Genomic DNA, 26,107 nt, shown 5'->3' on the forward strand with positions numbered 1-26,107 from the left:
CAAATGCAGTGCTGAACCTGGTGTTTTTGCTCTGGTCTCTGGCCTGCGTGCTGCCGCTGGCACTGGTGGTCGTTGTGTCCTTCAGCAGCGAACAAAGCATCTTCCAGAATGGCTACAGCTTTTTCCCCAGTGAATGGAGTCTGGATGCCTACCGCTTTTTCTTTAAACTGGGCGATCAGTTGATCCGCTCCTACGGCATCACCATATTTGTGACCGTGGCAGGCACCCTGTTCAGCCTGACGATCACCGCCATGTTCGCCTATGTGCTCAGCCGCAGCGACTATGCCTACAACCGGGTATTCACGCTGCTCATGCTCTTCACCATGCTGTTTAACGGCGGCATCGTGGCCACCTACATGGTGAACACCCAGATGCTGGGTCTGGGCAACAGCGTGTGGGCACTGATCCTTCCCATGTCGCTGAATGCCTTCTATGTGATTGTGCTCCGCACCTTCTATAAAAGCATCCCGCTGGAAATCATCGAAGCCGCCCGCATCGACGGTGCCGGTGAATTCAAAACCTTCTTTAGCATCGTGCTGCCCCTTTCCAAGCCCGGTCTTGCCACCATCGGCATGTTCACCACCATCGCCTACTGGAACGACTGGTTCCTCGGCATGCTGTACATCGTGGACCAGAAAAAGTACCCGGTGCAGACCCTGCTGTGGAGCATGCAGAACAGCCTGGAATTCATGAAGCAGTCCTCGGCCAACGCTTTGGAATATGCCGAAATGGCAGCCAATGCTCCCACCGACAGCGGCCGTATGGCACTCACCGTTCTGGTGGTGCTGCCCATCCTGCTGGCCTACCCCTTCTTCCAGAAGTACTTCGTAAAGGGTCTGACCGTGGGCGGCGTAAAAGGCTGACCGCATCGCAATAAAATATGGAACGACCGCGTTTTCCAAGCAGGAAAATGCGTTGATAGAATCAATTTTCAAGGAGGAACATTATGAAAAACATCTCCAAGCGCGCTGCGGCGCTGGCCATGACCGCAGCCATGACTGCCGGCCTTCTGACCGGCTGTGGCGGCGCAGGCTCCGCTTCCGGCAGCGCGGCTTCCGGCGGCGACGACGTGACCACCCTGACCTGGTACATGTCCATCAACCCCGTTGCGGCAGATACCGAAAAGGTGATCGCCAAGCTGAATGAGTACACCCGCGAGAAGATCGGCGTGGAGATCGACTACAAGGTCATCGCCAACCCGGACTACAAGGAGAAGATGCCCAACCTGATCAACGCAGGTGAGTACTTCGACATCTGCTTCACCTCCAACTGGACCACCGACTACCTGCAGTTTACCGGCAAGGATGCCTTCCTGGACATCACCGAGCTGCTGCCCCAGTACGCCAAGGAGACCTACGACTTCATTCCCGAAGCGGTTTGGGATGCCGTTAAGGTAAACGGTTCCATCTACGGCGTGCCCTCCTACAAGGAGATGGGCTGGCAGGGTGGTATCGTGTACAACAGCGATATGGCCGAGGCCTATGGCATCGACATGAGCGCCGTCAAGACCCTGGAGGACTACACCAAGGTGCTGGAGGTCGTGGCCGAGAAGTCCAAGGCCGAAGGCAAGAACGTGGTGGGCGTTTCCGGCCTGACCAACGCCTGGCCCATGGCTGCCCCCTACGAGTCTCTGACCGGCAACCCCAAGCTGCCTGCCGCTGCTGCTGTGCCTGAGTTCGGCAACTTCCAGGATGTGGCCAGCCAGACCGTATTCAACCAGTACGCCAGCGAAGAGTACATGAACTACTGCCAGACCGTTCGCGGCTGGAACAAGGCCGGCTACCTGGGCGGTGACCCCGTGAACTACGACAGCGACATCGCCAACCGTGACAACGACTTCAACAACGGCGCACTGTTCTCCTACTTCATCCAGTATGCTCCCGGCACCTCCGAGTCCATGAGCGCTTCCAGCGGCCACGGCGTTGGTTTTGTTGCCCTGATGGACCCCCTGTTCGAGACCCGCAGCGCCATGGGCGGCCTGCTGGCCATCTCTTCCGCCAGTGAGCATCCCGACAAGGCTCTGGAGTTCATCAACCTGCTGAATACCGATGAATACGTGGGCACCCTGATCCGCCACGGCATCGAGGGCGAGCACTACACCGCAGTGGGCGACAAGCAGGTGGACAAGACCATGGGCGGCACCCTGACCGAAAACGGCTACGACTACACCTACGGCTGGCAGTTCGGCACTCCCTTCAACCAGAAGTGGGATATCAGCTACCCCGATAACATCGAGCAGCTGTTCCAGGACTACAACAACTCCGCTCTGATCTCTCCCAACAACGGCTTCACCTTTGATGCAGTGCCTGTGGAAACTCAGGTTGCGGCCCTCACCAACGTGATCGCCGAGTACACCCCCTCTCTGGAGACCGGCTCTGTGGACCCCGCTGAGTACATTCCCAAGTTCCTGGAGGCCATGCAGGCCAACGGTGTGGACGATCTGATGAAAGAGGTCGAGAACCAGCTGACCACCTTCAAGTCCGCAAAATAAACATGTTTGCATCCGGGCTGGCGAGGCACAGCCGAGCCAGCGCACGCAGAAAAAAGGCCGGCAGCCCCGAAGCGGGGCTGCCGGCTTCTTTTTGAAATGAGGCAGAATTTCATGAAAAAAAGACCCAATCTTCTGTTTATTCTCACCGACGACCAGGGCGCCTGGGCCATGCACTGCGCAGGCAATGCGGACATCCAGACCCCCAATCTGGACCGGTTGGCCGCACAGGGCACCCGGTTCGATAACTTCTTCTGCGCCTCCCCGGTGTGCAGCCCGGCCCGCGCTTCCATCCTCACCGGCCGCATTCCTTCCCAGCACGGCGTGCACGACTGGATTCGCAGCGGCAGCCTGGATAAAAAGACCCTGGGGGAACATGCGGACCATCCCTATTTTGCCAGCGAGGATGTGCCCATTCAGTATCTGCAGGGGCTCACCACCTATCCGGATCTGCTGGCTCAGAACGGCTACACCTGCGCACTGGCGGGTAAGTGGCATCTGGGCGACAGCATGCAGCCCCAGCACGGCTTCTCCCATTGGTACACCATCGGCCGGGGTGGCTGCCTTTACAATCAGGCGGACGTGATCGAGGACGGTAAGCTGCATTTTGAAAGCCGCTACATCACCGATCTGATCACCGAGCACGCGCTGGATTACCTGGACGCCTTCGCCGGGCAGGAAAACCCCTTCTATGTGAGCGTGCATTACACCGCCCCCCACGATCCCTGGGACGAGGACCAGCACCCGGCGGAGTACATCGATCTGTATCGGGACTGTGAGTTCACCGCAACGCCGGATGAACCCTTTCATCCGAACCGCATTCCCACCGCTCCCGGCGGTACCGGCGAGGAGCGCAAGCGGCTGCTGCGGGGCTATTACGCGGCAGTGAGCGCCATGGATGCCGGTGTGGGCCGTCTTCTGGATAAGCTGGAGCAGCTGGGGATCGCGGATGACACCCTGGTGATCTTCACCGCCGACAACGGCATGAACATGGGCCATCACGGTATCTGGGGCAAAGGCAACGGTACCTTCCCGTTTAACCTGTTTGATACTGCCGTGAAGGTGCCCTTCATTGCCCGCTGGCCGGGCCATATCCTGGCGGACCGGGTAACTCCCAGCATGTGCAGCCATTACGATATTATCCAGACCCTGAACGAACTGCTGGATCTGGACGCGCAGCTGCCGGAGGATCTGCCGGGCCACAGCTTTGCCAACGTGCTGGAACAGGGCGAGGACACCGACAACCATGTGGTGATCCTGGACGAATACGGCAACAGCCGGATGATCCGCAATCAGGAATGGAAGTACATCCACCGGTATCCCTATGGTCCCCACGAGCTGTATCACCTGACCACAGACCCCGGGGAGAAGGAAAACCTGGTGGACAAACCGGAATACGCCCCCATCCGGGAGCAGCTGCTGAGCCAGCTGCAGAACTGGTACTACACCTATGCGGACCCGGCCATGGACGGCAGCAGGGAAGCGGTGACCGGTTTCGGCCAGATGCGCCGCCCCGGCATCTACTCTGAGGGCAAGCCGGTTTACGAGAGCAGCCCCAAATATCAGAAATAATCCCCAGAAATTCATAGAGAAACGAGGAACCCACAATGGAACTGCAGGTTTTGAAAGAACAGATTTGTGATGTCTGCCACAAGATGTGGCAGCTGGGCTGGGTTGCCGCCAACGACGGCAACGTATCCGCCCGTCTGGAGGACGGCACCTTCCTGTGCACCCCCACCGGCATGAGCAAGAGCTTCATCACCCCGGAAAAGCTCATCCGCATCAATGCGAAGGGCGAGGTGCTGGAAGGCGCCGAGGGCCTGCGCCCCTCCAGCGAGATCAAGATGCATCTGCGCTGCTATGAAAAGCGCCCGGATATCTGGAGCGTGATCCATGCCCATCCTCCCGGCGCCACCGGCTTTGCCGTGGCCCACAAGGCGATGGACATGTACAACATGATCGAGGATGTGGCGGTGATCGGCAGCGTGCCCCTGACCCCCTATGGCACCCCCAGCACCACAGAGGTGCCGGACGCCATCGAGCCCTATCTGGAAGAGCATGACGTGATGCTGCTGGAAAACCACGGCGCGTTGGCGGTAGGCAGCGACATCATCACCGCCTTCTACCGGATGGAAAGCCTGGAGCTGTGGGCCAAGATCACCATCAACGCGGTGATCCTGGGCGGCAGCATCGACATCAGCCGGGAGAACATCCAGAAGCTGATCGACCTGCGCGGTTTCTATCAGGTGACCGGCCGTCACCCCGGCTACAAGAAATTCGACAACGGCCTGCGCTGACCGGGAAAGGAAACGCCCATGAAACGAGTTCTGGCCTTTGATTTCGGCGCATCCAGCGGGCGGGCCATTCTGGCACAATACAGCGATGGAACACTGATCTACCGGGAAGTGCACCGCTTTGAAAACCGCCCCCGACAGGCGGACGGCCATTTCCGCTGGGATTTTGCCGACCTGATGGAAAATGTGCACAAGGGCATTGAAAAGGCAGGCGAGTTCGACAGCATCGGTTTCGACACCTGGGGCGTGGACTTCGGCCTGCTGGATGAAAACGGCAAGCTGCTGGGCGACCCGGTCCATTACCGGGATGGCCGCACCACAGGTATGGTGGAGCAGGCCGAGAAGATCATGCCGCAGGCGGAGCTCTACGGGGCCACCGGCAGTCAGATCATGGCCATCAACACGCTGTTCCAGCTGCTGGCGCTGCAAAAGGAGCAGCCGGAGCTGCTGAAACAGGCAAAGCGGCTGCTCTTCATGCCGGATCTGTTCGCCCACGCCTTGTGCGGGAGCGAAGTCTGTGAGACCACCATCGCCTCCACCAGCCAGATGCTGGATGCAAAAAGCGGAGGCTGGAGCAAGCCGGTGCTGGAGGCATTCAATATCTCCGAGCAGCTGCTGGCTCCGCTGGTGCCCAGCGGCAGCGTGGTGGGGGAGTACAAGGGAGCCAAGGTCATCGCGGTGGCCGGGCACGATACCCAGTGCGCAGTGGCGGCCATGCCTGACCCGCAGCCCGGCGCGGCCTTCCTCTCCTGCGGTACCTGGAGCCTGATCGGCTGCGAGCTGGACGGGCCGGTGCTCACCGAGCAAAGCCGGGAGCTGGCCCTCTCCAACGAGCGGGGAGCCAACGGCAAGGTTAACTACTTGAAGAATATCATCGGCCTGTGGCTCATTCAGGAAAGTCGTCGTCAGTGGCAGCGGGAGGGAATGGATTACTCCTTTGCCCAGCTGGCTCAGATGGCCCTGGAAGCCGAGCCGCTGCAAAGCTTTATCGACCCGGACGCGCCTGAATTCACCCCGCCCGGCGATATCCCCGCTCGGGTGCGGGAGTTCTGCCGCCGCACCGGTCAGCCGGTGCCGGAAACAGTGGGGCAGGTGATGTGCTGCGTGTACCAGAGCCTTGCCCTCAAGTACCGCTTTGCACTGGAGCAGCTGAGCCGCTCCACCGGCCAGACCTTCACCGCTCTGCACATCATGGGCGGCGGCGCACAGGCCCAGCTTCTCTGCCAGATGACGGTCAACAGCATCGGCCTGCCGGTGATCACCGGGCCCATCGAAGCCACTGCGCTGGGCAATATTCTCATCCAGCTTGTGGCTCTGGGTGAACTGAAAAATCTGGACGAGGGCCGGGCCCTCATTGCCCGCACCGAGCCGGTGCAGCGGTATCAGCCGGAGGATACGGCGCTCTGGAACAGCGCCTTTGAACGCTACAAAACCATTTTGAAAGAATCCTGAACGGAGGAATAAGAATATGCTTTATCCGAAAATCGGTATTCGTCCCACCATCGACGGCCGCTGGGGCGGCGTGCGGGAAAGCCTGGAAGCTCAGACCATGACCATGGCGAAGAACGCCAAGACTCTGATCGAAGAGAATCTGCGTTACCCGGACGGCACTCCCGTCCAGTGCGTGATCGCGGATTCCACCATTGGCGGCGGCGCCGAAGCAGCCGCCTGCGCCGATAAATTCACCACCGAAAACGTGGTGGCCACCCTCACTGTGACCCCCTGCTGGTGCTACGGCAGCGAGACCTTTGATATGGACCCCCGCACCATCAAGGCGGTCTGGGGTTTCAATGGCACCGAGCGCCCCGGCGCGGTGTATTTGGCCGCGGTGCTGGCCGCTCATGCCCAGAAGGGTCTGCCTGCCTTCTCCATCTACGGCCATGATGTACAGGATGCCACCGATACCAGTGTTCCTGCCGATGTGGCCGAGAAGATCCTGCGGTTTGCCCGCTGTGCGGTGGCCGTGGGCTGGATGAAGAACAAGGCTTACGTGAACCTGGGCGGCGTGGCCATGGGCATCGCCGGCAGCTACTGCGACGCTTCCATGTTCCAGAAGTATCTGGGCATCCGGGCCGAGTGGGTGGATATGACCGAGATCATCCGCCGCATCACTCTGGAGATCTACGATCACGAGGAATACGACCGGGCGCTGGCCTGGGTGAAGGCCAACTGCAAGGAAGGCTTTGACTGCAACGCGGGCAAGAACCTGCCCGAGGTCATCACCAAATCCAAGGTGGTTCCCGCCGACAAGGACTGGGAGTTCGTGACCAAGATGACCATGGTCATGCGGGACATTCTGTACGGCAATCCCAAGCTGGCCGAGATGGGCTGGCATGAAGAAGCGCTGGGCAAGAATGCGGTGGCCGGCGGCTTCCAGGGCCAGCGCAACTGGACCGACTGGCTGCCCAATGCGGACTTCTCCGAGGCAATCATGGCCTCCACCTTCGACTGGAACGGTCCCAAGCAGCCCACTCCCTTTGCCACCGAGAACGACACCCTGAACGGCGTGGCCATGATGCTGGGCACTCTGGTCACCGGCACCGCCCCCTGCTTCCATGACGTGCGCACCTACTGGAGCCCGGAGGCCTGCGAGAGGGTCACCGGCCACAAGCCCGAGGGTGTGGCCAAGGATGGTTTTATCCACCTGATTAACTCCGGTGCCACCGCACTGGACGGCTCCGGCGCTGCCACCAACGAAAAGGGCGAGCATGTGATGAAGCCCTTCTGGCAGATGACCGAGCAGGATATGACCGCCTGCCTGGAGGCCACCGACTGGTGCCGTGCCAACTATGAGTACTTCCGGGGCGGCGGATTCTCCAGCCACTTCCGCTGTGCTGCCGAGATGCCCGTCACCCTGCTGCGGGTCAATATCGTGGAGGGCGTGGGCCCTGTGCTGCAGCTGGCCGAGGGCTGGACCGCCAACCTGCCGGACGATGTGCACACCCCCATCGACCTGCGCACCGACCGCACCTGGCCCACCACCTGGTTCGTGCCCCGCCTCACCGGCAAGGGCGCGTTCACCGATGTGTACAGTGTGATGGCCAACTGGGGGAGGCTGCGGACTTCGCCGCCTGCAAGCACTATGGCCCGCTGTACCGCTGATATACATATATAATAGTAAAACAAAAGCCGGGGCAGACTTTGCCCCGGCTCCTTGTGCCGGTGCGGCTGCACCGAATAAAAACAGGAGGAATCCTATGAAACACCGCCATGAATTTGAAGATTGGGCCCGCCCTCACGAAGGGGTTCTGGCCAACCGGGCGTACTACATTCCCTTTGCTCCGAATCAGGACCCGGTGCAGGCGATGCGAGAAACCTCGGAGCGTTTCGTTCTGCTGAACGGCACCTGGCAGATGCAGCTGTATGACAAGATCAGCGCTGTGCCGGAGGAGTTCTGCCAGCCGGATTTTGATGCCAGCGGTTATCCGCAGATGCCGGTGCCTTCCTGCTGGCAGACCCAGGGCCTGGACCAGAACCAGTACAGCAATGTGCGCTATCCCATTCCGTTTGACCCGCCCTTTGTGCCCCATCAGAATCCCTGCGGGGCTTATCGTACCCATTTCACGGTGGATGCGGCCATGCTCAGCCAGCAGGTCTACCTGAACTTTGAAGGCGTGGACAGCTTCTTTTATGTATGGGTGAACGGCCACCGGGTGGGTTACAGCCAGGTGAGCCACTCCACCAGTGAGTTTGATGTGACCCCCTATCTGGTGGAGGGTGAAAACCTGCTGGCGGTGCTGGTGATGAAATGGAGCCTGGGCACCTATCTGGAATGCCAGGACAAGTTCCGCATGTCCGGTATCTTCCGGGATGTGTACCTGCTGGTGCGGCCCCGGCAGCATATCCGGGACTTCGGCGTGCGCACCTGGGGCCGGGAGAATTACACCCGTGCGGTGATCCAGGTGGGCGTGGAATGGAACGACGGCGAAGGAGAGCTGGAGTGGGAGCTGTATGACCCGCAGGGCAGTCTTGTCTGCCGGGGCGAAGCAGCCACCGAGTTCACCATCCATCTGGAGGAGCCCCACTTCTGGACGGCCGAAACGCCTGAGCTGTATCAGCTGCTGCTGCGCACCGAAGCGGAGGTCATCTGCCAGCCGGTGGGCGTGCGGGACATCACCACAAAGGGCCGCCAGGTGTTGCTGAACGGCAAGCCCCTGCGCCTGAAGGGTGTAAACCGGCACGATTCCGACCCGGTGACCGGCTTCACCATCAGCTACGAGCAGGCCCTCAGGGATCTGGCTCTGATGAAGCAGCATAACGTGAACGCCATCCGCAGCAGCCATTACCCCAACGCGCCCTGGTTCGTGCAGATGTGCGACCGCTACGGCTTTTACATGATCGACGAAGCGGACATCGAGTGCCATGGCGTAACCGAGCTGTTCGGCGGCGGCGACGAGACCACCTTTGGTCTGATCGCTCAGTGGAAGGAGTTCGAGCCGCTGATTCTGGACCGGGTGCAGCGCTGCATCATCCGGGACAAAAACAGCCCGGCGGTGATCATCTGGTCGCTGGGCAACGAGTCCGGCCACGGGCCCGGATTCGAGAAGGCAGGCATCTGGGGCAGGGATTATGATCCCACCCGCCTGATGCATTACGAGGGCTCCTGGCATCAGACCGGCGGCCATATCAACGACACCAGCATGTTCGACCTTTACAGCCGGATGTACAATGAGCCCGCCTTTGTACGCGAATGGCTGGCAAACCCGGCCAACACCAAGCCCTTCCTGCTGGTGGAGTACTGCCATGCCATGGGCAACGGCCCCGGCGATCTGGAGGACTACGAGAAGCTGTTCCTGGAAGAGCCCGGTGTGCTGGGCGGCTTCGTGTGGGAATGGTGTGACCATGCGGTGGACGGCGGTGTCACGGCAGATGGCCGCCGTAAATTCCTCTATGGCGGCGACAGCGGCGAATTCCCCCACGACATCAACTTTTGCGTGGACGGCCTGGTCTCGCCGGATCGGATTCCCCATACCGGCTTACAAGAACTGAAAAATGTCTGGCGGCCGGTGCGTGCTTGCCTGTGCGATGGCGAGATTCAGCTGCGAAGCACCCTGGATTTTGCCGATGTGAGCCAGCTGGCGGAATATCGCTGGGAGCTGCAGTTGGACGGCGTGGTGGTGGAGCAGGGCAGAGGAGAACTGCCCGCCATCCCCGCCCGTCAGACCGCCTGCATGCCGCTGCCCTGCGCGCTGCCCCAGCAGCCCGGCCGGGTGGATCTGCGGCTGGTGTACCTGGCCCGCACCGATGCGGATTTCGTGAAGGCGGGCGATGAGCTGGGCTTCGATCAGCTCACCCTGCGTCAGGCTGAGAAGCAGGAGCTTTGCTTGCAGCCGGCCGCGCTGGCTGTGGAGGAGGACGACGAGGAGATTCGGGTAAGCGGCGAAAACTTTGCCTATGTGCTGAACCGGTTTACCGGCTGCTTCAAGAGCCTTGTGTGGAACGGAGCCGAACGGCTGGCCGGACCCATGGGCTTCAATGTGTGGCGCGCCCCCACCGACAACGACCGCAAGATCCGCCGGGTCTGGGAACAGGCTGGCTATGATCGTACGCAGGTACGGGTCGCCAGCTGCCAGCTGCTTCCGGGCGAAGACACGGCGATTCGCTGCGAGCTGGTGTTCGCCGCCTCCATCCGTCAGCCCTTCCTGCGCTGCACTGCCCTTTGGCGGATCGGGGCCGACGGAACCATCGCCCTGGAGCTGGAAGGCCGGAGAGACGAAACGTTCCCCTTCCTGCCCCGGTTTGGCCTGCGCATGATGCTGCCTGACGGTTTCGAGCAGCTGGACTATACCGGCTACGGCCCGCAGGAAAGCTATCTGGACAAGAAGAATGCCTGCTGGTTCGGCCATTTTGCAGGCACAGTCAGCGACGAGTATGTGGACTATATCAAGCCCCAGGAGCACGGCAGCCATGTGGGCTGTGAGCAGATGCGGCTGCGCTGCGCTGACGCGGCGCTGTGGGCTGCGGCAGAGCAGCCCTTCAGCTTCCGGGCGTCCCATTATCCCCAGGAGCTGCTGACCTCCACCGCCCATAACTTTGAACTGAAAAAGAGCGATGAAGTGGAGCTGTGCTTGGACTACAAAAACAGCGGTATTGGTTCCAACAGCTGCGGCCCGGTGCTGGCCGACGAATATGCCCTGAAGGAAACCGAATTCCGTATGCGGCTGTTCTTTGGATTTGCACCTGTGACCGCTGAATAAAATGCAAAGGGCTGTTGCAGAACGAAAATATGGTAACAGCCTCTTTCCTTCCTCCTAATACAAAGCCGCCCTCCGGACCAATGATCCGGAGGGCGGCTTTGTTATAAGAAAATGGTAGGTATGAGGTATGCTTGTTGATTGCTCCGGGGATTACCCGGGCCGCAGAACGGCACAGACGGTGCCTGAGGGGCAGAGCGTTGCCTGTGCGCGGATTTTGCGGCCGGGAAAACCAGCGCTCGTTTCTGCGGGAGCAGGACTCAGCTGAGGAAGTCCTCGTTCAGCTTCACGCCGAAGTCCCGGGCGATGGCGCGCAGGTTGTCGTCCTCGATGGTCTGACGAATCAGACCGCCGCCCATGGACAGCACCTTCACATAGATCTCGGCGCTCTTCTCGATGGTGTGAGCCAGGCCGAAGGTGGTGTCGTAGTCCGGGCCGGAGGCGAACAGGCCGTGCTGTGCCCAAACGGCGGCCTGATAGCTCTTCATCTTCTCGCTGGTGGCCATGGCGATGTCAGCACCGCCGGGAACCATCCAGGGGCAGACGCCCACGCCCTCGGGGAAGACCACGGGGCACTCAGTGGCGGACTGCCACAGAGCACGGCTGAAATCCCGGTCGGTCAGGGGCAGGATGTAGGTCAGAGCGATCACGTTGGTGGCGTGGCAGTGGTAGATGACACGGTTGGCGCCATCGGTGGCAGCCTTGCGCACGCTGTGATTCATAAAATGGCTGGGGAACTCACTGGTGGGCTTGGCACCCTCGGCCAGACCCCAAACGATGCGCCAGCTGTCGCCGGTTTCGTTGATCTCCACGATGCCGATGCTGTGGATGGGATCGGGCTCCACGTTCCGGAAGTATTTGCCGGAGCCGGTGGTGATGAAGTATTCGCCGGCCAGGTTCTCGGCCTGAACGCCCATGTTCACCCACTCGCGGGGAGTCTCGTCAAAGAAGGGACGGCAGGCGGCCACATCCTCTTCGGTCATGCGGTAGGTCAGGTTGCCGCCGTTGCGCTCGTGCCAGCCCTGCAGCCAGCCGTCGTTGCACATACGGATGAAGCCTTTTACACAGCAGATATCGTAAATCTCCATTTGAACTCTTCCTTTCTTTTCTTAACACCGCTTTTGCGGAATGACTCAACGGGTGATAACATCCACCGGCACGTTGAAGATCTCGGCGACCTTCAGGATGGTGTCGATGTGACGGCCGGAGGCGGCAGCCATGTGATGGGTGGGGCCGGCCTCGCTCCAGCGGTTCACGAACTCGCGGGCGCCGCAGGCAAAGCGGGTGCGCATGTTGGTGTCGCCGAAGGTGAAGATGGGGCCTTCCTCGTTCACGCCCTCAGCCACAACGAACTTGAAGTGGCCGTCCTTGTCCTGGGTGATGCCCAGATAGGTCACGGGGCCCAGATGGGGGTAGAACTGGGTCAGGTAGCCGCCGCCGGTCTTGCCGTGGAAGACGGGAACGATCTTCATGGTGGGCTTCTTGGCGGAGATGGCCGCGTCGCCGGAGCCGGAGTGGCCGATGATGCAGATGTCCTTGTCGAAGTCGATGGAGTACATCTCGGACAGCTGGCCCTGGCCGGAAATGGTCTTCAGGATGGACATGGCCATGGAAACCTTGATATCGCCCTCAACGGCGCAGGCAACGCCCTGCTTGATGAGCATGGAGAAGGCGGGGATCAGCATGGAGTCCAGCACGCCAGCCTTGCCCTGGGCAAAGCCGTCGTAGTGGGAGGCGATGAAGGCGATCTTCTCGTCCTTGACCCACTGCTCGAAGGCCACCACATAGCGGGCCATCTCCCAGACCTTTTCCACGGTGCCGCCGCCCTCGACGTCGAAGGTGTCCAGAATCTCCTGGGCCTTGGCGCGGATGACGGCCTCGTCGGTGATGTTGTCGGCAATGGCCCACATCTTCTCCCAGTCGAACTGCTTGGTGTACAGCCACATCCGATGGTAGAGGTTGGTCTCGTCGATGTACAGGTCCATCATGCCGGGGTAGGGACGGCCGATCTGGGCCAGGTTGGTGTCCCGGAAGCGGCGGCGCACCTGAGCAGCCTTGCACCAGTCGTTGATCTCAGCCTCAACAACCGGGTCGCCGCCCTCCACAACGCCGGTGATGACTGCATGGCGCTTGCCGGCACGCTCCAGGTCGGCAACCATCTCGCCCACAGCGCCGCAGGCGTACAGCTCGCCCAGCCATTTGGCGGTGTCGGTGTTCTCGTAGTCGGGAGCGCGCAGCTTCTGCACGTTCACCAGAACCACCGGAACATCCAGATCCCGCACGGCGGGCAGCATGTTGTAGGAGGTGGCGTAGGTCAGCAGCTGCAGGATCACCAGATCCACATCGGCGGCGCGGAACTTGTCGCCGGCGGCCTGGCTCAGCTCCTTGGTGGTGACGATGCCGCCGTCCACCAGCTCCACTGTGTCGGGGATCATGGTTTTGAACTGCTCATACTGAGCCTGGAACTCGGGCACCAGGCTGGGGAACTGGGGCAGGTAAGCACCCAGGGCGATGGCGAACACGCCAACGCGGGCTTTGGTTTCCACTAACATGCTCATTGGGGAAGAACCTCCTTGATATCAAAACTTTCACGGATACAACTGCGGGCCGCGGCCAGATCGGCGAATTCGCCGCCGCGGATCATCTGAATCACCAGGTTGCCGATGGCTGTGCCTTCCACGGGACCGGCCCACACCGGCAGACCGGTCACAGAGGCGGTCATGCGGTTGAGGTAATTGTCCTGGCAGCCGCCGCCCACAATGTGGATGGTGGTGTATTCCTTGCCGGTCAGGCGGGAAAGCCCGGCAATGGCGTTTTTGTAGCACAGCGTCAGGCTGCGGTAGACGCACTGCATCAGCTGGCCCACGGTGGTGGGAACCGGCTGACCGCTGCATTCGCAGGCCTTCTGCACGGCGGCGATCATGCTGTCCGGTGCCAGGAAGGCGTCGTCGTTGGCATCCACGATGCTCTCAAAATCGGCCGCGCCCTCCGCGCTGGCGATCAGATCGGGGAAGGTCCACTGGCGTTCCCCGGCGGCAACGTCCAGCGTCCACTCGGCCCGGGTTTTGCCTTCCACATAGTCCACGCCGTTCAGCTCCCGGCGGATGGACTGGATCATCCACAGGCCCATAATGTTTTTCAGGTAACGGTAACGGTACCAGGCGCCGCCCTCGTTGGTGAAGTTCTGCAGGCGGCTGGCTTCACTGGTGATGGGCTCGGGGTTTTCCACGCCCAGCAGGCTCCAGGTGCCGCTGGACAGGTAAACCGCGTTGTCGTCCTCGGCGGGCACCGCCAGGAAGGCGGAGCCGGTGTCGTGGGTGGCGGGCAGCACCACGGTGGTCTGGAAGCCGACGGCCTCGGCAATGTCCGGCCGCAGCTGACCCACCGTTTCGCCCGGCATGGAAAGCGGACCGAACAGGTGGTCGGGCAGACCAAGCCGCTCCAGCAGCTCCCGGTCCCATTCCTTCGCGGCGGCGTTGACCAGGCCGGTGCTGGTGGCGTTGGTGTACTCCTGCTTCTTCACGTCGGTCAGCAGGTAGTTGAAGTAGTCGGGAATCATCAGCAGACTCTGTGCAGCCTGCAGCTGCTCAGGATGCTCCTGCTGCAGGGCCACAAGCTGATAGATGGTGTTGAAACTCTGCTTCTGAATTCCGGTGTGGGCATACAGTTCTCCGGCGGGGATTTTGGCCTCCACCAGCCGGTCCATGCCGTCGGTGCGGCTGTCCCGATAGGCGACTGCGTCGCTGATGCGGTCGCCGTTTTCGCCCAGCAGCACAAAATCCACCGCCCAGGTGTCGATGCCTACGGAAGCGGGGATTTTGCCCAGAGTTTTGCAGACCTTCAGGCCGTCCAGAATGCCCTGCCAAAGATGCTGAACATCCCAGCAGTCGTGACCGTCGCGGCGAACCTGGCGGTTTTCAAAGCGGTGGATCTCCTCCAGGAGCATCCGACCGTTTTCCACATGTCCCAGGATGTGCCGGCCGCTGGATGCGCCGATGTCGATGGCCAGATAATAGGGTGCCATGGGAAGTCTCCTTTCTGTGTTTCTTTGCTTTTATTCTATTCGTTCTGCCGGGCGGAAAAAAGGACCGCTTTTGAATAAAACAGGGACCTTATTTGCAGCTTTCGACCGGTTGTGATATGCTAGAGAAAAAGAGGAGGGATCGCCATGGACGAGCGCCTTTTGCGCCAGCTGAAAGAGATCACCGAGGAGGAGCGGGCTATCCTGGCCGGGCAGCAGGGCATTCAGCGGGAACGCTATACCTCGGGCCGGGATTTTGTAGTGGACAGCGAGAAGATGCTGGAGAAGGGCAAGCTGATCGAGATCCGCCCGCATACCCGGTTTGTACATTTTCCCCGCCACCGGCACAATTACGTGGAAGTGCTGTATATGTGCAGCGGCTCCACCACCCATATCCTGAACGGTACCCAGCGAATGGAGCTTCACACCGGCGATCTGCTGTTTCTGAACCAGGCGGTCTACCACGAGATCCTTCCGGCCTCGGAGGAGGATGTGGGGGTGAACTTCATCATCCTGCCCCAGTTTTTTGACCGCAGCTTCCGGATGCTGGAGCAGGAAAATGTGCTGCGGGATTTTTTGGTTTCCACCCTGTTTGAGACCTCCACCTTTGCGGGCTGGCTGCACATTGCGGCGGGGGATATCCTGCCGGTGGAAAACCTGCTGGAAAATATGATCTGGACCCTGCTGGAAAAAAAGCCCGGGGCGAATCTGCTGAATCAGACCACCATGGGGCTGCTGCTTCAGAACTTGACGCTGTTTGCGGAAAACATCAACCGTACTTTGCCGGAAAGCCGGGATGAAAACGCGATTTTTTCCACCCTGCAGTACATAGAGACCTCCTATCGGGACGGCACGCTGGAGGAGATCGCCGCCCGCCTCCACATGCCGGACTATGCGCTGAGCCGGCTGCTGAAGCATCACACCGGTGCCAATTTCAAGCAGCTGCTCCAGCAGCGCAAGCTGCAGCAGGCTGCCTATCTGCTGTCCAATACCGGTATGTCCACCGATGCGGTGATGGCAGCGGTTGGGTATGAAAACAGCAGCTATTTCTACCGGAAGTTCCGGGAAAAATACGCCTGCTCCCCGGCACAGTTCCGTGACCGGCCACCCCAGGCATGAAAAGTGAGTGAGCCCCGTTTTTTCGGCAAGTTTGCTGAAAAAACGGGGCTTATTGTATTGGGCGTGAAATTTTTTACACAATATAAAGTGGAAACTTCGCAAATTCCCTAATCTTGCAAATCCTCAAAATTTTGGCTATGATAAAAAATGGCATAACACGGAAAGAAAGGATGGCACAAGGTGGTACGAATTGCATTAGTGGAAGACGATCTGCAATACCGCACACAGCTCCATGAATACATCATGCAGTATGCCTCGCGCACAGGGGAACCGATCAGCGTAACGGAATTTTCGGACGGCGATGAAATCGCATTGCATTACAAGGCGGACTACGACATCATCCTGATGGACATCGAAATGACATTTATGGATGGCATGACGGCCGCGGAGGAAATCCGGCAAAAGGACCGGGATGTGGTGATTATCTTCATCACCAATTCGCCGCAATATGCCATCAAGGGGTATGCGGTGGATGCGTTGGATTACATACTGAAGCCGGTGAGTTATTTTGCTTTTTCGCAGCGGCTGGAACGCGCGCTTTCCCGTATGCGCCGCCGGGAGGAAAAGTATTTTACGGTTACCACCCGGGACGGAACGCATCGTGTTGCATTTTCGCATTTGTACTATGTGGAATCCAGCGGTCACAATCTGCTGTACCACACTGCGGAGGGCGTCCTTCAAAGCAGCGGGTCCATGCGCGAGGCCGAAAGTCAGTTCGCCGGTGAACACTTTGCCCGCTGCAATCAGTGCTATCTGGTCAATTTGCAGCACACGGAGGCTGTGGTGGAGGACGAGGTGATCGTTCACGGGGAACGGCTTCGGTTCAGCCGTTCCCGCAAAAAGGCCTTTCTCAGCGAGCTGAATGCTTATTTTGCGGGGGAGAGCAAATGATCTGGACAGACGAAATCCTTTCCTGGGACATTCCCCGCATCTGCACCGCCTCGGCCGACTGGCTTGCCTGCATGATTTATCTGGCTCATATGCGGCATCGCTTTTCCGGCGTGCGCTTCTGGCTTGCAGGTGCCGCCGGTCTGGCGGTTTTATCGGGTTATATGGTGCTTACCGATGGCTTTGACGGAGCGCTTTTCAACCTGTTTTATGCAGGCTCGGCAGCGCTGATGCTGCTGCTTTTTCTGCTTTTGTGCCGGGAACCTTTCTGGAAGCTGGTTTACTATTGCGCCCGAGCGTTTTTGTGCGCGGGCTTTGCCAGCTCGCTGATGTGGCAGCTGTACATCTGGTCCGCGTTTGAGTGTCCGGTTATGCGCAATATCCCTGCAATGATGCTGTTCTGGGCGCTGCTCTATGCCCTGACCTTCGGCCTTGTGTGGCGGCTGGAGATGCACGGCCAGCAGGATAACGGTCTGGACCCGGGGGCGCGGGTGAGCCTGACGGTGGCATTTATGACCTTTGTGTTCTATGTGCTCAGCAGCATCAGCTATGCACCCTTCGATACTCCCTTCGGCGGCGGCAATCGAATGGATGTGTATAATTTTAGAACCCTGATTTACTTTTCCGGCATGGCGCTGCTGTACGGCTACCACCGGCAGCTGTGGGACCTGCAGGAAAAGCGGGAGATGGACGCTTTGCAGGACCTTTTGCATCTGCAATATGAAACCTACAAGCGCAGTCAGGAAAGCATTGATCTGGTCAACCGGAAGTACCATGACCTGAAGCACCAGATCGCCCTGCTGCGCAGTCAGGGCAACGAGGGACGCAACAGCGTGCTGGACCAGATGGAAAGCGAGATTCAGTCCTATGAGGCACTCAACATCACCGGAAACAAGGTGCTGGACACCGTGCTCACCAGCAAAAGCCTGCATTGCCAGTCTCAGGGCATTCAGATGACCTGTGTGGCAGACGGAGGCGCTCTGAATTTTATGAGCGCCATGGACATCAGCTCGCTGTTCGGCAATGCGCTGGATAACGCCATTGAGAGCGTCAGCAAGATCAGCAGCCCGGAAAAGCGGCTCATCCATGTGGTAATATCGCAGAAAAAGAGCTTTCTCTGTATCAAGAGCGAAAACTGTTACGAGGGGCAGCTGCATTTTTCCGGCGGAAGGCCGCAAACCACCAAGCGGAACACCCGGTATCATGGTTTTGGACTGAAAAGCATTGAGGCTACTGCCGCAAAATACGGCGGTACGGTTCACATAAACGCAGAAAACGGCTGGTTCGAGCTGCAGGTAATGATTCCGTTGACCGGCAAAAACAGCGGTTCTTGATTTTGAAATTCCATAAAAGCAAAGGCGCGTGGTCGAAACCACGCGCTTTTTCTTTGCGTTTGTGCGACTCTCACAAACAATCTTTACATTGTGCAGGGAATTTGCACAATTCGATTTGCAAACTTTGCGTAAAATCGCGCCAATTTTGAAAAAAACATGCACAGAAACTGCTTTTGCGGTAGAGTATCTATCGTCAACAGAAGAACACCGCCTGATCCCATCGCTCCGCCTGCCGCGAACAGGCTCGGGCTGCCGTACACGCTTTTTGCGGACGAAAGCTGTGGCAGGCCGCCCGGCGGAGCAGTTCATCCCCGCACGAAGTTGGGGGCCGCGCATCAGCGTTCCGGTGTTTCAAAAAGGAGGAGGTAAAACGCTATGCTGGAAATTCGGCACTTCACGGTGGAAAATCTGCCGGATGGATGTGTGACCGACGCCGAACAGCCCCGTTTTGCCTGGGCGCTGGAAAGCGACGGGCAGAACGTATCCATGGAGCAGGCAACACTGGAGGTAAACGGCTGGAGCACCACCACCAAAGAGCAGGTGGCAGTATCTTACAAGGGCAAACGGCTTCAGCCCTTTACCTGTTACAGCACCCGCCTGACCGTAACGGATAATCGTGGCCAGCAGGCCAATGCGGAGGCTGCATTTGAGACCGGCCGCATGGACACCCCCTGGGATGCGGATTGGATCACCGACGGCAGCTACAAATTTACCGAAAAAAAGGTTTCTCCCCGGCCCATGACCTTCCGCAAGTGTATCGCACTGGAAAAGAAGGTGGCAAAGGCCCGGATCTATGCCACCGCCATGGGCATTTACGAGCTGACGCTGAACGGGGAAAAGGTGGGCGCCGATTACTTCGCGCCCGGCTTCACCTCCTATAAAACCCACCTTCAATATCAAACCTACGATGTGACGGACAAGCTGCAAAGCAGCAACGAGCTGCTGGCAGAGGTGGCCGGCGGCTGGGCGGTTGGCTCCTTTGTGTTCACCCGGCAGAATCGGGTGACCGCCGACCGGCAGGCACTTCTTTTGGAACTGCGGGTCTGGTATGAGGACGGCACCAGTCAGGTGTTCGGCACCGACGAAAGCTGGCAGGTGGCCATGGATGGCCCGGTTCAGATGGCCGACTTCTACGATGGAGAAACCTACGATGCCACCGTGCAGCCCGGGCAGATGAGCTGGCACAACGCCACCCGGGAAAATCTCCGCTGCCATCCCCGGATTCGCGCCGCCTACGGTGCGATGGTGACCGCCCATGAATACATGGAGCCGGTCAGCTGCACCAAGCTTGCGGACGGCACACTGGTTTACGACTTCGGCCAGAACTTTGCCGGTGTGATCGATCTGCACATCCAGGGCAAAAAGGGCCAGACCATTACAGTGCGGCACGCCGAGATCCTGAACCCGGATGGCACGCTGAACACCGCCTTCCTGCGCACAGCAAAGGCCACTGCTACCTACATCTGCACCGAGGGCGATCAGTACTATTCACCTCGCTTCACCTATATGGGCTTCCGTTATGCGGCCATCACCGGCGCAGAGGAGAGCGAGATCCGGGTAGGTGCCTGGGCACTGTATTCCGAGCTGGAGCAGACCGGCAGCTTTGCCTGCTCCAACGGCATGCTGAACCGGCTGCAGCAGAACATCATCTGGTCCGCCAAGTCCAACCTGATGGACATTCCCACCGACTGCCCCCAGCGGGACGAGCGGATGGGCTGGACCGGCGACATCGCGGTATTTGCTCCCACCGCCTGCTACAACTTCGATATGAGCCGCTTTCTGGAAAAGTGGCTGGAGGATGTGAAGGCCGAGCAGCTGCCTACCGGCGGCATTCCCAACACCGTGCCGGTGCAGGGCTACGGCTTCCCGGCCACCATGCCGGTGATGGCCATCGACTTCTGGGGCGATGCCTGCGTGCTGGTGCCTTGGGCAGAATATCAGGCACGGGGCGATGTGGAGATCCTGCGCAAGATGTACCCGGCGATGAAAAAGTATGTGAACGCCTGCCGCTTCTGGGCAGGGTTCGGATTTGGCAAGAATCGTTATATCTGGCATACTCCTGCGACCCTGCATTTCGGCGACTGGGTTGCACCGGACGTGCCCAAGATGCAGCAGTGGCAGGCTCGCAGCAAGTGGACCGCCACCGCTAGCCTGAAAAACACCAGCGGCCTGCTGGCCCGCATTGCCCGTATCCTGGGCGAGAACGCCGACGCCGAGCATTACCAGGCCCTCAGCGACAAGGTGGCGGATGCCTATGTGTCGGTATTCACCGACGGCAATGGCAAGATGAAAGAAGAATTCCAGACCGCCTATGTGCTACCCCTCTACTTCGGCATGTTCCCGGAAAAGGTACGGAAGCAGGCGGCGGATAACCTGGCCCGCCTGGTGGAGGCGGGGGACTGGTGCATCGGCACCGGCTTCCCGGGCACACCCTACATCCTGTTCGCTCTGGCGGACAACGGCCATCTGGACGAGGCCTACCGGATGCTGCTGAACACCAAATGCCCCAGCTGGCTGTATGAGGTGCGCATGGGCGCCACCACCATCTGGGAACGGTGGGACGGTCTGGACGAAAACGGCGTTTGCCCCATCGGCGATGACGGCACCGACCTGATGATCTCCTACAACCATTATGCTTCCGGTGCGGTGGGGGCCTTCTTCTACCAGCGCATTCTGGGTCTGGAGCCCGAGCAGCCCGGCTACAAAACCTTCCGTCTGTGCCCCAAACCGGGCGGCGGCCTCACCTGGGCAAAGGGAAGTCTGCGCACTCCCTATGGTGTGATCCATACCCAGTGGGCCATTCGAAACGGCGAATTTGCCCTGGAGGTGCAGGTGCCGGTGGGCACTCGCTGCACCCTCACACTGCCGGACGGCTCCACCCGGGCCTGCGGCAGCGGGCAGTATGCGTATAGCTGCAAAATTTGACGAAAGGTGAGTGAACCCAATGAGTGAGAAAAAACAAGATTTCTGGAATACGCCATTGACCCGTTCCCTGGCAAAGCCCGGGGATGTGAAGCTGCCCGAGATGCTGCTGGGGTATTTCATCGGTCCCTTCGGTGCCCTGCTTTCCTCCGGCATCTTCACCAGCATCCTGCAGAACTACTTCACCGATGTTTTAAAGCTGAACCTGACCTTTTTGACCACCCTTCAGCTGTTCTCCACCATCCTGATCGTGGCGGCAAACCTGATCGTGGGTCAGCTCATCGAGCGTACCCGGGCCATGGCAGGCAAGGCCCGCCCCTGGATTCTGCTCTCCGCGCTGACTCTGTCAGTGGCCAGTGTGCTCATGTTCATCGTGCCCTTTGAGGGCGCGGCCAAGATGGTCTGGGTGGCTGTGGCCTACAACCTGTACTACGCAGTGGCCTACCCCATCTACAACACCGCAAACTCCACCCTGATCCCGGTTTCCACCCGCAACAGCCAGCAGCGCAGCGCGCTGGCTTCCTTTACCAACGTGGCGGGTCTGGGCGTGATGGGCTTCGGCTCCATGATCTTCCCCATGCTGGTTTCCTTTGCACTGAAGGAGAATCAGGGCCTGTGGTTCATGGCCATGCTGGCGGTTGCCATCTTCACTGCGCTGACCATCTTCCTGCAGTTTAAATTTACCCGTGAGCGCGTGACCGAGGAAAGCTTCGGCCAGGCAGGCGAGAGCGCCGCCCAGCGGCAGACCGTTTCCCTGGGCGAGCAGCTGAAGGCCGTGACCAGCGAAAAATGGTGGTGGATCATCATGCTGTTCTACCTGGCCTTCCAGTGGAGCGGCGCCATGAAGAACGGCTCCATGGCCTTCTTCTGCAAATGGGTGCTGGACAACACCTTCTTCGGTTCCGCCGATGCCTGGGGCGCTTCCCAGTCGCTGCTGAGCCTGCTGGGCGCCATCCCCATGGCGGTTGCCGCGGTGTTCGTGGTGCCCCTGTGCAACAAGTTCTCCAAGCGCACCGTGGTGTGTGCCGGTATGATCGTGGGTGCTCTGGGCGGCGTGATCGCCGGTCTGGGCAACGGCAGCATCGTTCCGGTGGCTGTGGGCGTGGCCCTCAAGTGCTTCGGCTCCTCTCCCGCCTGCTATGTGATTCTGGCCATGCTGGCCGATGTGATCGATCACATCGAATACAAGAGCGGCATCCGTACCGATGGTCTGACTATGTCCATCTACAGCTCGGTCATGGTGGCTGCCACTCCCATCTGCAACTCCATCTTCAGTGCAATGCTCAGCGCCAGCGGTTACGATCAGGCCGCGGACGTGGCCCTGGGCACCGCGGCCCAGAGCGCTGCGGTCAAGAGCACCATCTCCATCAGCTATATCTGGATCGAGACTGTGGCTTACGCTGTTTGCGCGGCGTTGATCTTCCTGTTCACGGTGGAAAAGAATCTTCCTCAGGAGCAGGAGGCCATTGCCAAGCGCAAAAAGACAGCCTGAGCGGCAAAGACTTGTAAATGCAGCGGCTTTTCACGGGCCGCTGTGCAGATAAGGCAATACCGCGCAATTCCAGGTGGTGGAGCGCGCCGGAAAATTTTTTGTGAGATGAACCAAAAAGCGCCGCCAATCCTTGGTGGATTAGCGAGCATTTCTGGAAAATATCACGGAAAATTTTGGCGTGATACGCCGCCTGAGCCGGCAGGCGTGAATTGTGGGGTGTTGCCACAAAAAAGGAGGATACCAATGAAGAACACAAGTGCAAAACGCGCGCTGTGGCGTGGACTCACATCCACCACGGCATCCCTGCTGGCACTGACCATCGCGGCAACACCGCTGGTCAACGGCTTCCGCACCGACATCGACAAGTTTCTGGGCACCAAAAGCCAGATGATCGTGACGGATTCGGAAGAAGACCCCAGCAGCCTGTATACCTACACCTCGGATTACGCCAACACCACCGAGCTGGTGCAGGCCATTGCGGATCTGGGTGAACGGATGAGCGAAGAGGGCACCGTGCTGCTGAAAAATAATGGTGCGCTGCCTCTGAGCCAGGAGGAGACCCAGAAAATCTCGCTGTTGGGCTTCTCCAGCTACTACCCGGTTATGGGCGGCGATATGGGCAGCAGCCTGACCGCCAATGAAGGCACCGACGCAGACACTGTGGACTTTGTGGAAGCGCTTGCGGCAAAGGGCTTTGCCATCAATCCCACACTTCAGAGCCTGTACACCAGCCTGGAGCCCATGTTCAAGACTGAGGTCAATATGTGGGGCAACATTGTTGAATACTACAATATCACCACCCCCAGCACCACCGGTTACTTTACAAGCAAAGAGCCTTCCCAGAGTGCCATGAATGAAGCCCAGGCTGACTGGAAGGACAGTCTGAATGAGTACAATGTGATGGTTGTTACTCTGGCCCGTTCCGCTTCCGAGAACGGTACCTATCTGCCTGGTGAGGCCGGCGTGGACCCCAGCCAGGATCTGAACCAGGCCGACGCACTGAGCCTGTCTGACGATGAGCGGGATCTGGTGCAGGCCGCCATCGATACCAAGGCTGCCAACGGCGGCAAGGTGATCGTACTGCTGAACAACGCCAGCGCCATGGAAGTGGAGGAGCTGGAGTCCAACGAGGGCGTTGATGCCATCCTGCAGATCGGCCTGCCCGGCGGCTACGGCTTCTACGGTGTGGCGGATGTGCTGTCCGGCGCGGCCAACCCCTCCGGCCATCTGTCCGATACCTACGCGGTGGACAACTCTGCCGCACCCTCCGCACAGAACTTCGGCAACTTTGCCTGGACCAACGCGGATGCCTCCATCAGCGCCAACTCCATTCTGGTGGAAGCCGAGGGTATTTATGTGGGCTACAAGTACTACGAGACCCGTTACATGGACAGCGTGCTGGGTCAGGGCAATGCCACCAGCACTGTGGGCAGCTCCAACGGCAGCGCCTGGAACTATGACAGCGAGGTTACCTATCCCTTCGGCTACGGCCTGAGCTACACCACCTTCAGCCAGACTCTGGACAGCCTGAACGTGGATCTGGCCGCCGGTACCGTGACCGCGCAGGTTACCGTCACCAACACCGGCAGTGTGGCCGGCAAGGACGTGGTGCAGCTGTACACCAGCCTGCCCTACACCGATTACGACAAGCAGAACGGCGTGGAAAAGGCCGGCGTTCAGCTGCTGGACTACGCCAAGACCGAGGAGCTGGCCCCCGGTGAATCCGAGACCGTGACCATTACCGCCGATGCCCAGTACATGGCCAGCTGGGATTCCAGCCGCGACAACATCGCCGGCACCAAGGGCACCTACATCCTGGATGCAGGCACCTACTACTTCACCATCGGCAACGGCTCTCATGAGGCTGCCAACAACGTGCTGGCCGCTCAGGGCAAGACCGTGGCCGAGGGCATGACCGCCGAGGGCAATGCCGCCAACGTGCAGACCTGGGAGCTGGCCGAGCTGGATGATGAGACCTTCGCCCGCTCCAAGAATGGCACCGTGGTGGAGAACCAGCTGGAAGATATGGATCTGAACTACTGGATGCCCGGCACCGCCACCTACATGACCCGCAGCGACTGGGAAGGCACCTTCCCCAAGACCTATGAAGGTCTGACCGCCACCGACGAGATGATGGAATATCTGGACTGCGACGTTTACGAGATTTCCGCCGATAACGGCGATCCCAATTCCGTCACCTTCGGGGCCGACAACGGCCTGACCCTGGCTGATCTGAAGGGCGTTACCGATATGGAAGACCCCCGCTGGGAGGCTCTGATGGATCAGATCACCCTGGAAGACTGCATGATCCGCACCGCTTTCGGCGGCACCTCCACCAAGGCCATCGAGTCCATCATGAGCCCTGAGGTGATCCAGAACGATGGCCCCAACGGCATCTACTCCTACACGCTGGGCCAGTATGCCAATACCGATACCTCCAGCGGCGACCCCTGCGCCATTGGGGCCGACGATCCCAACGCGAATTACAAGGCTGGCGTTATGCCCTCTCCCGTGGTCATCGGCCAGACCTTCAGCAAGCAGCTGGCCCGTGAATACGGCGAGCTGATGGGCAACTACTCTCTGTGGAGCAACCTGACCATCTACTGGGGCTGCGGCAACAACATCCACCGCTCTCCCTACAATGCCCGTAACCACGAGTACTACTCTGAGGACGCCATGCTCACCGCCTACCAGGGTGCTGCCTTTGTGGAAGGTGGCCTGGAGTACGGCCTGATCATCGCTCCCAAGCACTTTGCCTTCAACGACATCGAAATCAACCGTACCGGCATCAGCGTATTCATGACCGAGCAGCAGGCCCGTGAAAACGAGCTGCGCGGCACCCAGCCCATCATCGAGGATACGGGCGCTCTGGGCATCATGACCGCTTACAACCGTGTAGGTGTTACCACCTCCAATGCGCACACCGGCCTGCTGCAGAACATCCTGCGCGGCGAGTGGGGCTTCAAGGGTCTGGCCACCGAGGACTTCATTCAGGATGCTCTGTATACCTCTCTGAAGGAGGCCGTGATGAATGGCATCACCATGAGCTGCAACACCGGCGACAGCACCCTGGAAGCCGTGGCCGAGAAGTTCAACTACTGGACCGTGGAGAACGTGAGCCAGGATGCTCAGCTGATGGCTGCCCTGAAGCAGGCCATGACCTGGCAGAACTACGCCATTGCCAACTCCAACGCGCTGGATGGCATGAGCAGCAGCAGTGAACTGGTAAGCGTCCGCACCTGGTACGACAACGCACTGACCGGCGCTGCCGTGGCCTTTGGTGTGCTCACTGTTCTGTGCGCCGTGATGTATGTGCGCGCTGCCAAGAAGAAGGAACAGTAAGGAGGTCCCTTTT

General features: G+C 59.5%; 17 protein-coding genes. 14 read left to right on the forward strand and 3 right to left on the reverse strand.

All coding sequences use genetic code 11. From position 1 onward, the window contains the following. The 7 genes from J7G73_RS03210 to J7G73_RS03240 form a co-directional block, all read left to right on the forward strand. The coding region (locus J7G73_RS03210; RefSeq protein ID WP_367113939.1) for a carbohydrate ABC transporter permease at nt 1-863 on the forward strand (863 nt) is incomplete at its 5' end. A gap of 83 nt (nt 864-946) precedes the next feature. After that, nucleotides 947-2,491: an ABC transporter substrate-binding protein gene (locus J7G73_RS03215; RefSeq protein WP_291245206.1), complete on the forward strand. Its 1,545-nt coding sequence runs from the start codon at nt 947-949 to the stop codon at nt 2,489-2,491. Between the two features lie 111 nt (nt 2,492-2,602). After that, nucleotides 2,603-4,060 (forward strand): sulfatase-like hydrolase/transferase, encoded by a 1,458-nt coding sequence (locus tag J7G73_RS03220; RefSeq protein ID WP_291245207.1) that lies wholly within the window; start codon nt 2,603-2,605, stop codon nt 4,058-4,060. 35 nt (nt 4,061-4,095) lie between these two features. Continuing rightward, nucleotides 4,096-4,785, forward strand: coding sequence for a class II aldolase/adducin family protein (locus J7G73_RS03225; RefSeq protein WP_087295214.1), 690 nt, complete (start codon nt 4,096-4,098; stop codon nt 4,783-4,785). 18 nt (nt 4,786-4,803) lie between these two features. Further along, the gene (locus J7G73_RS03230; protein WP_291245208.1) at nt 4,804-6,234 is read left to right on the forward strand and encodes a rhamnulokinase family protein; all 1,431 of its coding nucleotides are present in this window, start codon (nt 4,804-4,806) and stop codon (nt 6,232-6,234) included. Nucleotides 6,235-6,250: 16 nt separating this feature from the next. Then, nucleotides 6,251-7,897: an L-fucose isomerase gene (locus J7G73_RS03235; protein ID WP_291245209.1), complete on the forward strand. Its 1,647-nt coding sequence runs from the start codon at nt 6,251-6,253 to the stop codon at nt 7,895-7,897. Nucleotides 7,898-7,979: 82 nt separating this feature from the next. Then, nucleotides 7,980-10,979: a glycoside hydrolase family 2 TIM barrel-domain containing protein gene (locus J7G73_RS03240; protein ID WP_291245210.1), complete on the forward strand. Its 3,000-nt coding sequence runs from the start codon at nt 7,980-7,982 to the stop codon at nt 10,977-10,979. Between the two features lie 257 nt (nt 10,980-11,236). Here J7G73_RS03240 and rhaD read toward each other — a convergent pair whose 3' ends face one another. Genes rhaD through rhaB form a run of 3 tightly spaced genes read right to left on the reverse strand, consistent with a single transcriptional unit; the run spans nt 11,237 to nt 15,000 of the window. Continuing rightward, nucleotides 11,237-12,064 carry a rhamnulose-1-phosphate aldolase gene (gene rhaD, locus J7G73_RS03245; protein WP_291245211.1) on the reverse strand — a complete coding sequence of 276 codons (828 nt, stop codon included), beginning with the start codon at nt 12,062-12,064 and terminating at the stop codon, nt 11,237-11,239. Nucleotides 12,065-12,109: 45 nt separating this feature from the next. Beyond that, a complete protein-coding gene (locus J7G73_RS03250) occupies nt 12,110-13,534 on the reverse strand; it encodes an arabinose isomerase (RefSeq protein ID WP_291245212.1) in 1,425 nt (474 codons plus the stop codon). Next, on the reverse strand, nt 13,531-15,000 hold the full coding sequence (rhaB, locus tag J7G73_RS03255; RefSeq protein WP_291245213.1) for a rhamnulokinase: 1,470 nt from the start codon (nt 14,998-15,000) through the stop codon (nt 13,531-13,533). Before rhaB ends, J7G73_RS03250 begins: the two co-directional genes overlap by 4 nt. A gap of 144 nt (nt 15,001-15,144) precedes the next feature. Between rhaB and J7G73_RS03260 the strand changes: the two genes are divergently transcribed. The 7 genes from J7G73_RS03260 to J7G73_RS03290 all read left to right on the forward strand — a co-directional run bounded on the left by J7G73_RS03260 (nt 15,145) and on the right by J7G73_RS03290 (nt 26,094). Beyond that, a complete protein-coding gene (locus tag J7G73_RS03260) occupies nt 15,145-16,116 on the forward strand; it encodes a helix-turn-helix domain-containing protein (protein ID WP_291245214.1) in 972 nt (323 codons plus the stop codon). A gap of 180 nt (nt 16,117-16,296) precedes the next feature. Continuing rightward, the gene (locus tag J7G73_RS03265; protein ID WP_087295200.1) at nt 16,297-17,007 is read left to right on the forward strand and encodes a LytTR family DNA-binding domain-containing protein; all 711 of its coding nucleotides are present in this window, start codon (nt 16,297-16,299) and stop codon (nt 17,005-17,007) included. Beyond that, a complete protein-coding gene (locus tag J7G73_RS03270) occupies nt 17,004-18,338 on the forward strand; it encodes an ATP-binding protein (RefSeq protein ID WP_291245215.1) in 1,335 nt (444 codons plus the stop codon). Before J7G73_RS03265 ends, J7G73_RS03270 begins: the two co-directional genes overlap by 4 nt. Before the next feature lie 28 nt (nt 18,339-18,366). Beyond that, nucleotides 18,367-18,765, forward strand: a complete 399-nt coding sequence (locus J7G73_RS03275) for a hypothetical protein (RefSeq protein ID WP_291245216.1) — start codon at nt 18,367-18,369, stop codon at nt 18,763-18,765. After that, nucleotides 18,714-21,263: a family 78 glycoside hydrolase catalytic domain gene (locus J7G73_RS03280; protein WP_291245217.1), complete on the forward strand. Its 2,550-nt coding sequence runs from the start codon at nt 18,714-18,716 to the stop codon at nt 21,261-21,263. The genes J7G73_RS03275 and J7G73_RS03280 overlap by 52 nt, the downstream gene beginning before the upstream one ends. 19 nt (nt 21,264-21,282) lie before the next feature. Further along, on the forward strand, nt 21,283-22,752 hold the full coding sequence (locus tag J7G73_RS03285) for an MFS transporter (protein ID WP_291245218.1): 1,470 nt from the start codon (nt 21,283-21,285) through the stop codon (nt 22,750-22,752). A gap of 243 nt (nt 22,753-22,995) precedes the next feature. Beyond that, nucleotides 22,996-26,094, forward strand: a complete 3,099-nt coding sequence (locus J7G73_RS03290; protein ID WP_291245219.1) for a glycoside hydrolase family 3 C-terminal domain-containing protein — start codon at nt 22,996-22,998, stop codon at nt 26,092-26,094. The last annotated feature ends 13 nt before the right edge of the window (nt 26,095-26,107 follow it).

The sequence above is a fragment of the Allofournierella sp. genome (assembly GCF_017889395.1).
In the GTDB taxonomy this organism is placed as follows: Bacteria; Bacillota; Clostridia; order Oscillospirales; family Ruminococcaceae; genus Allofournierella.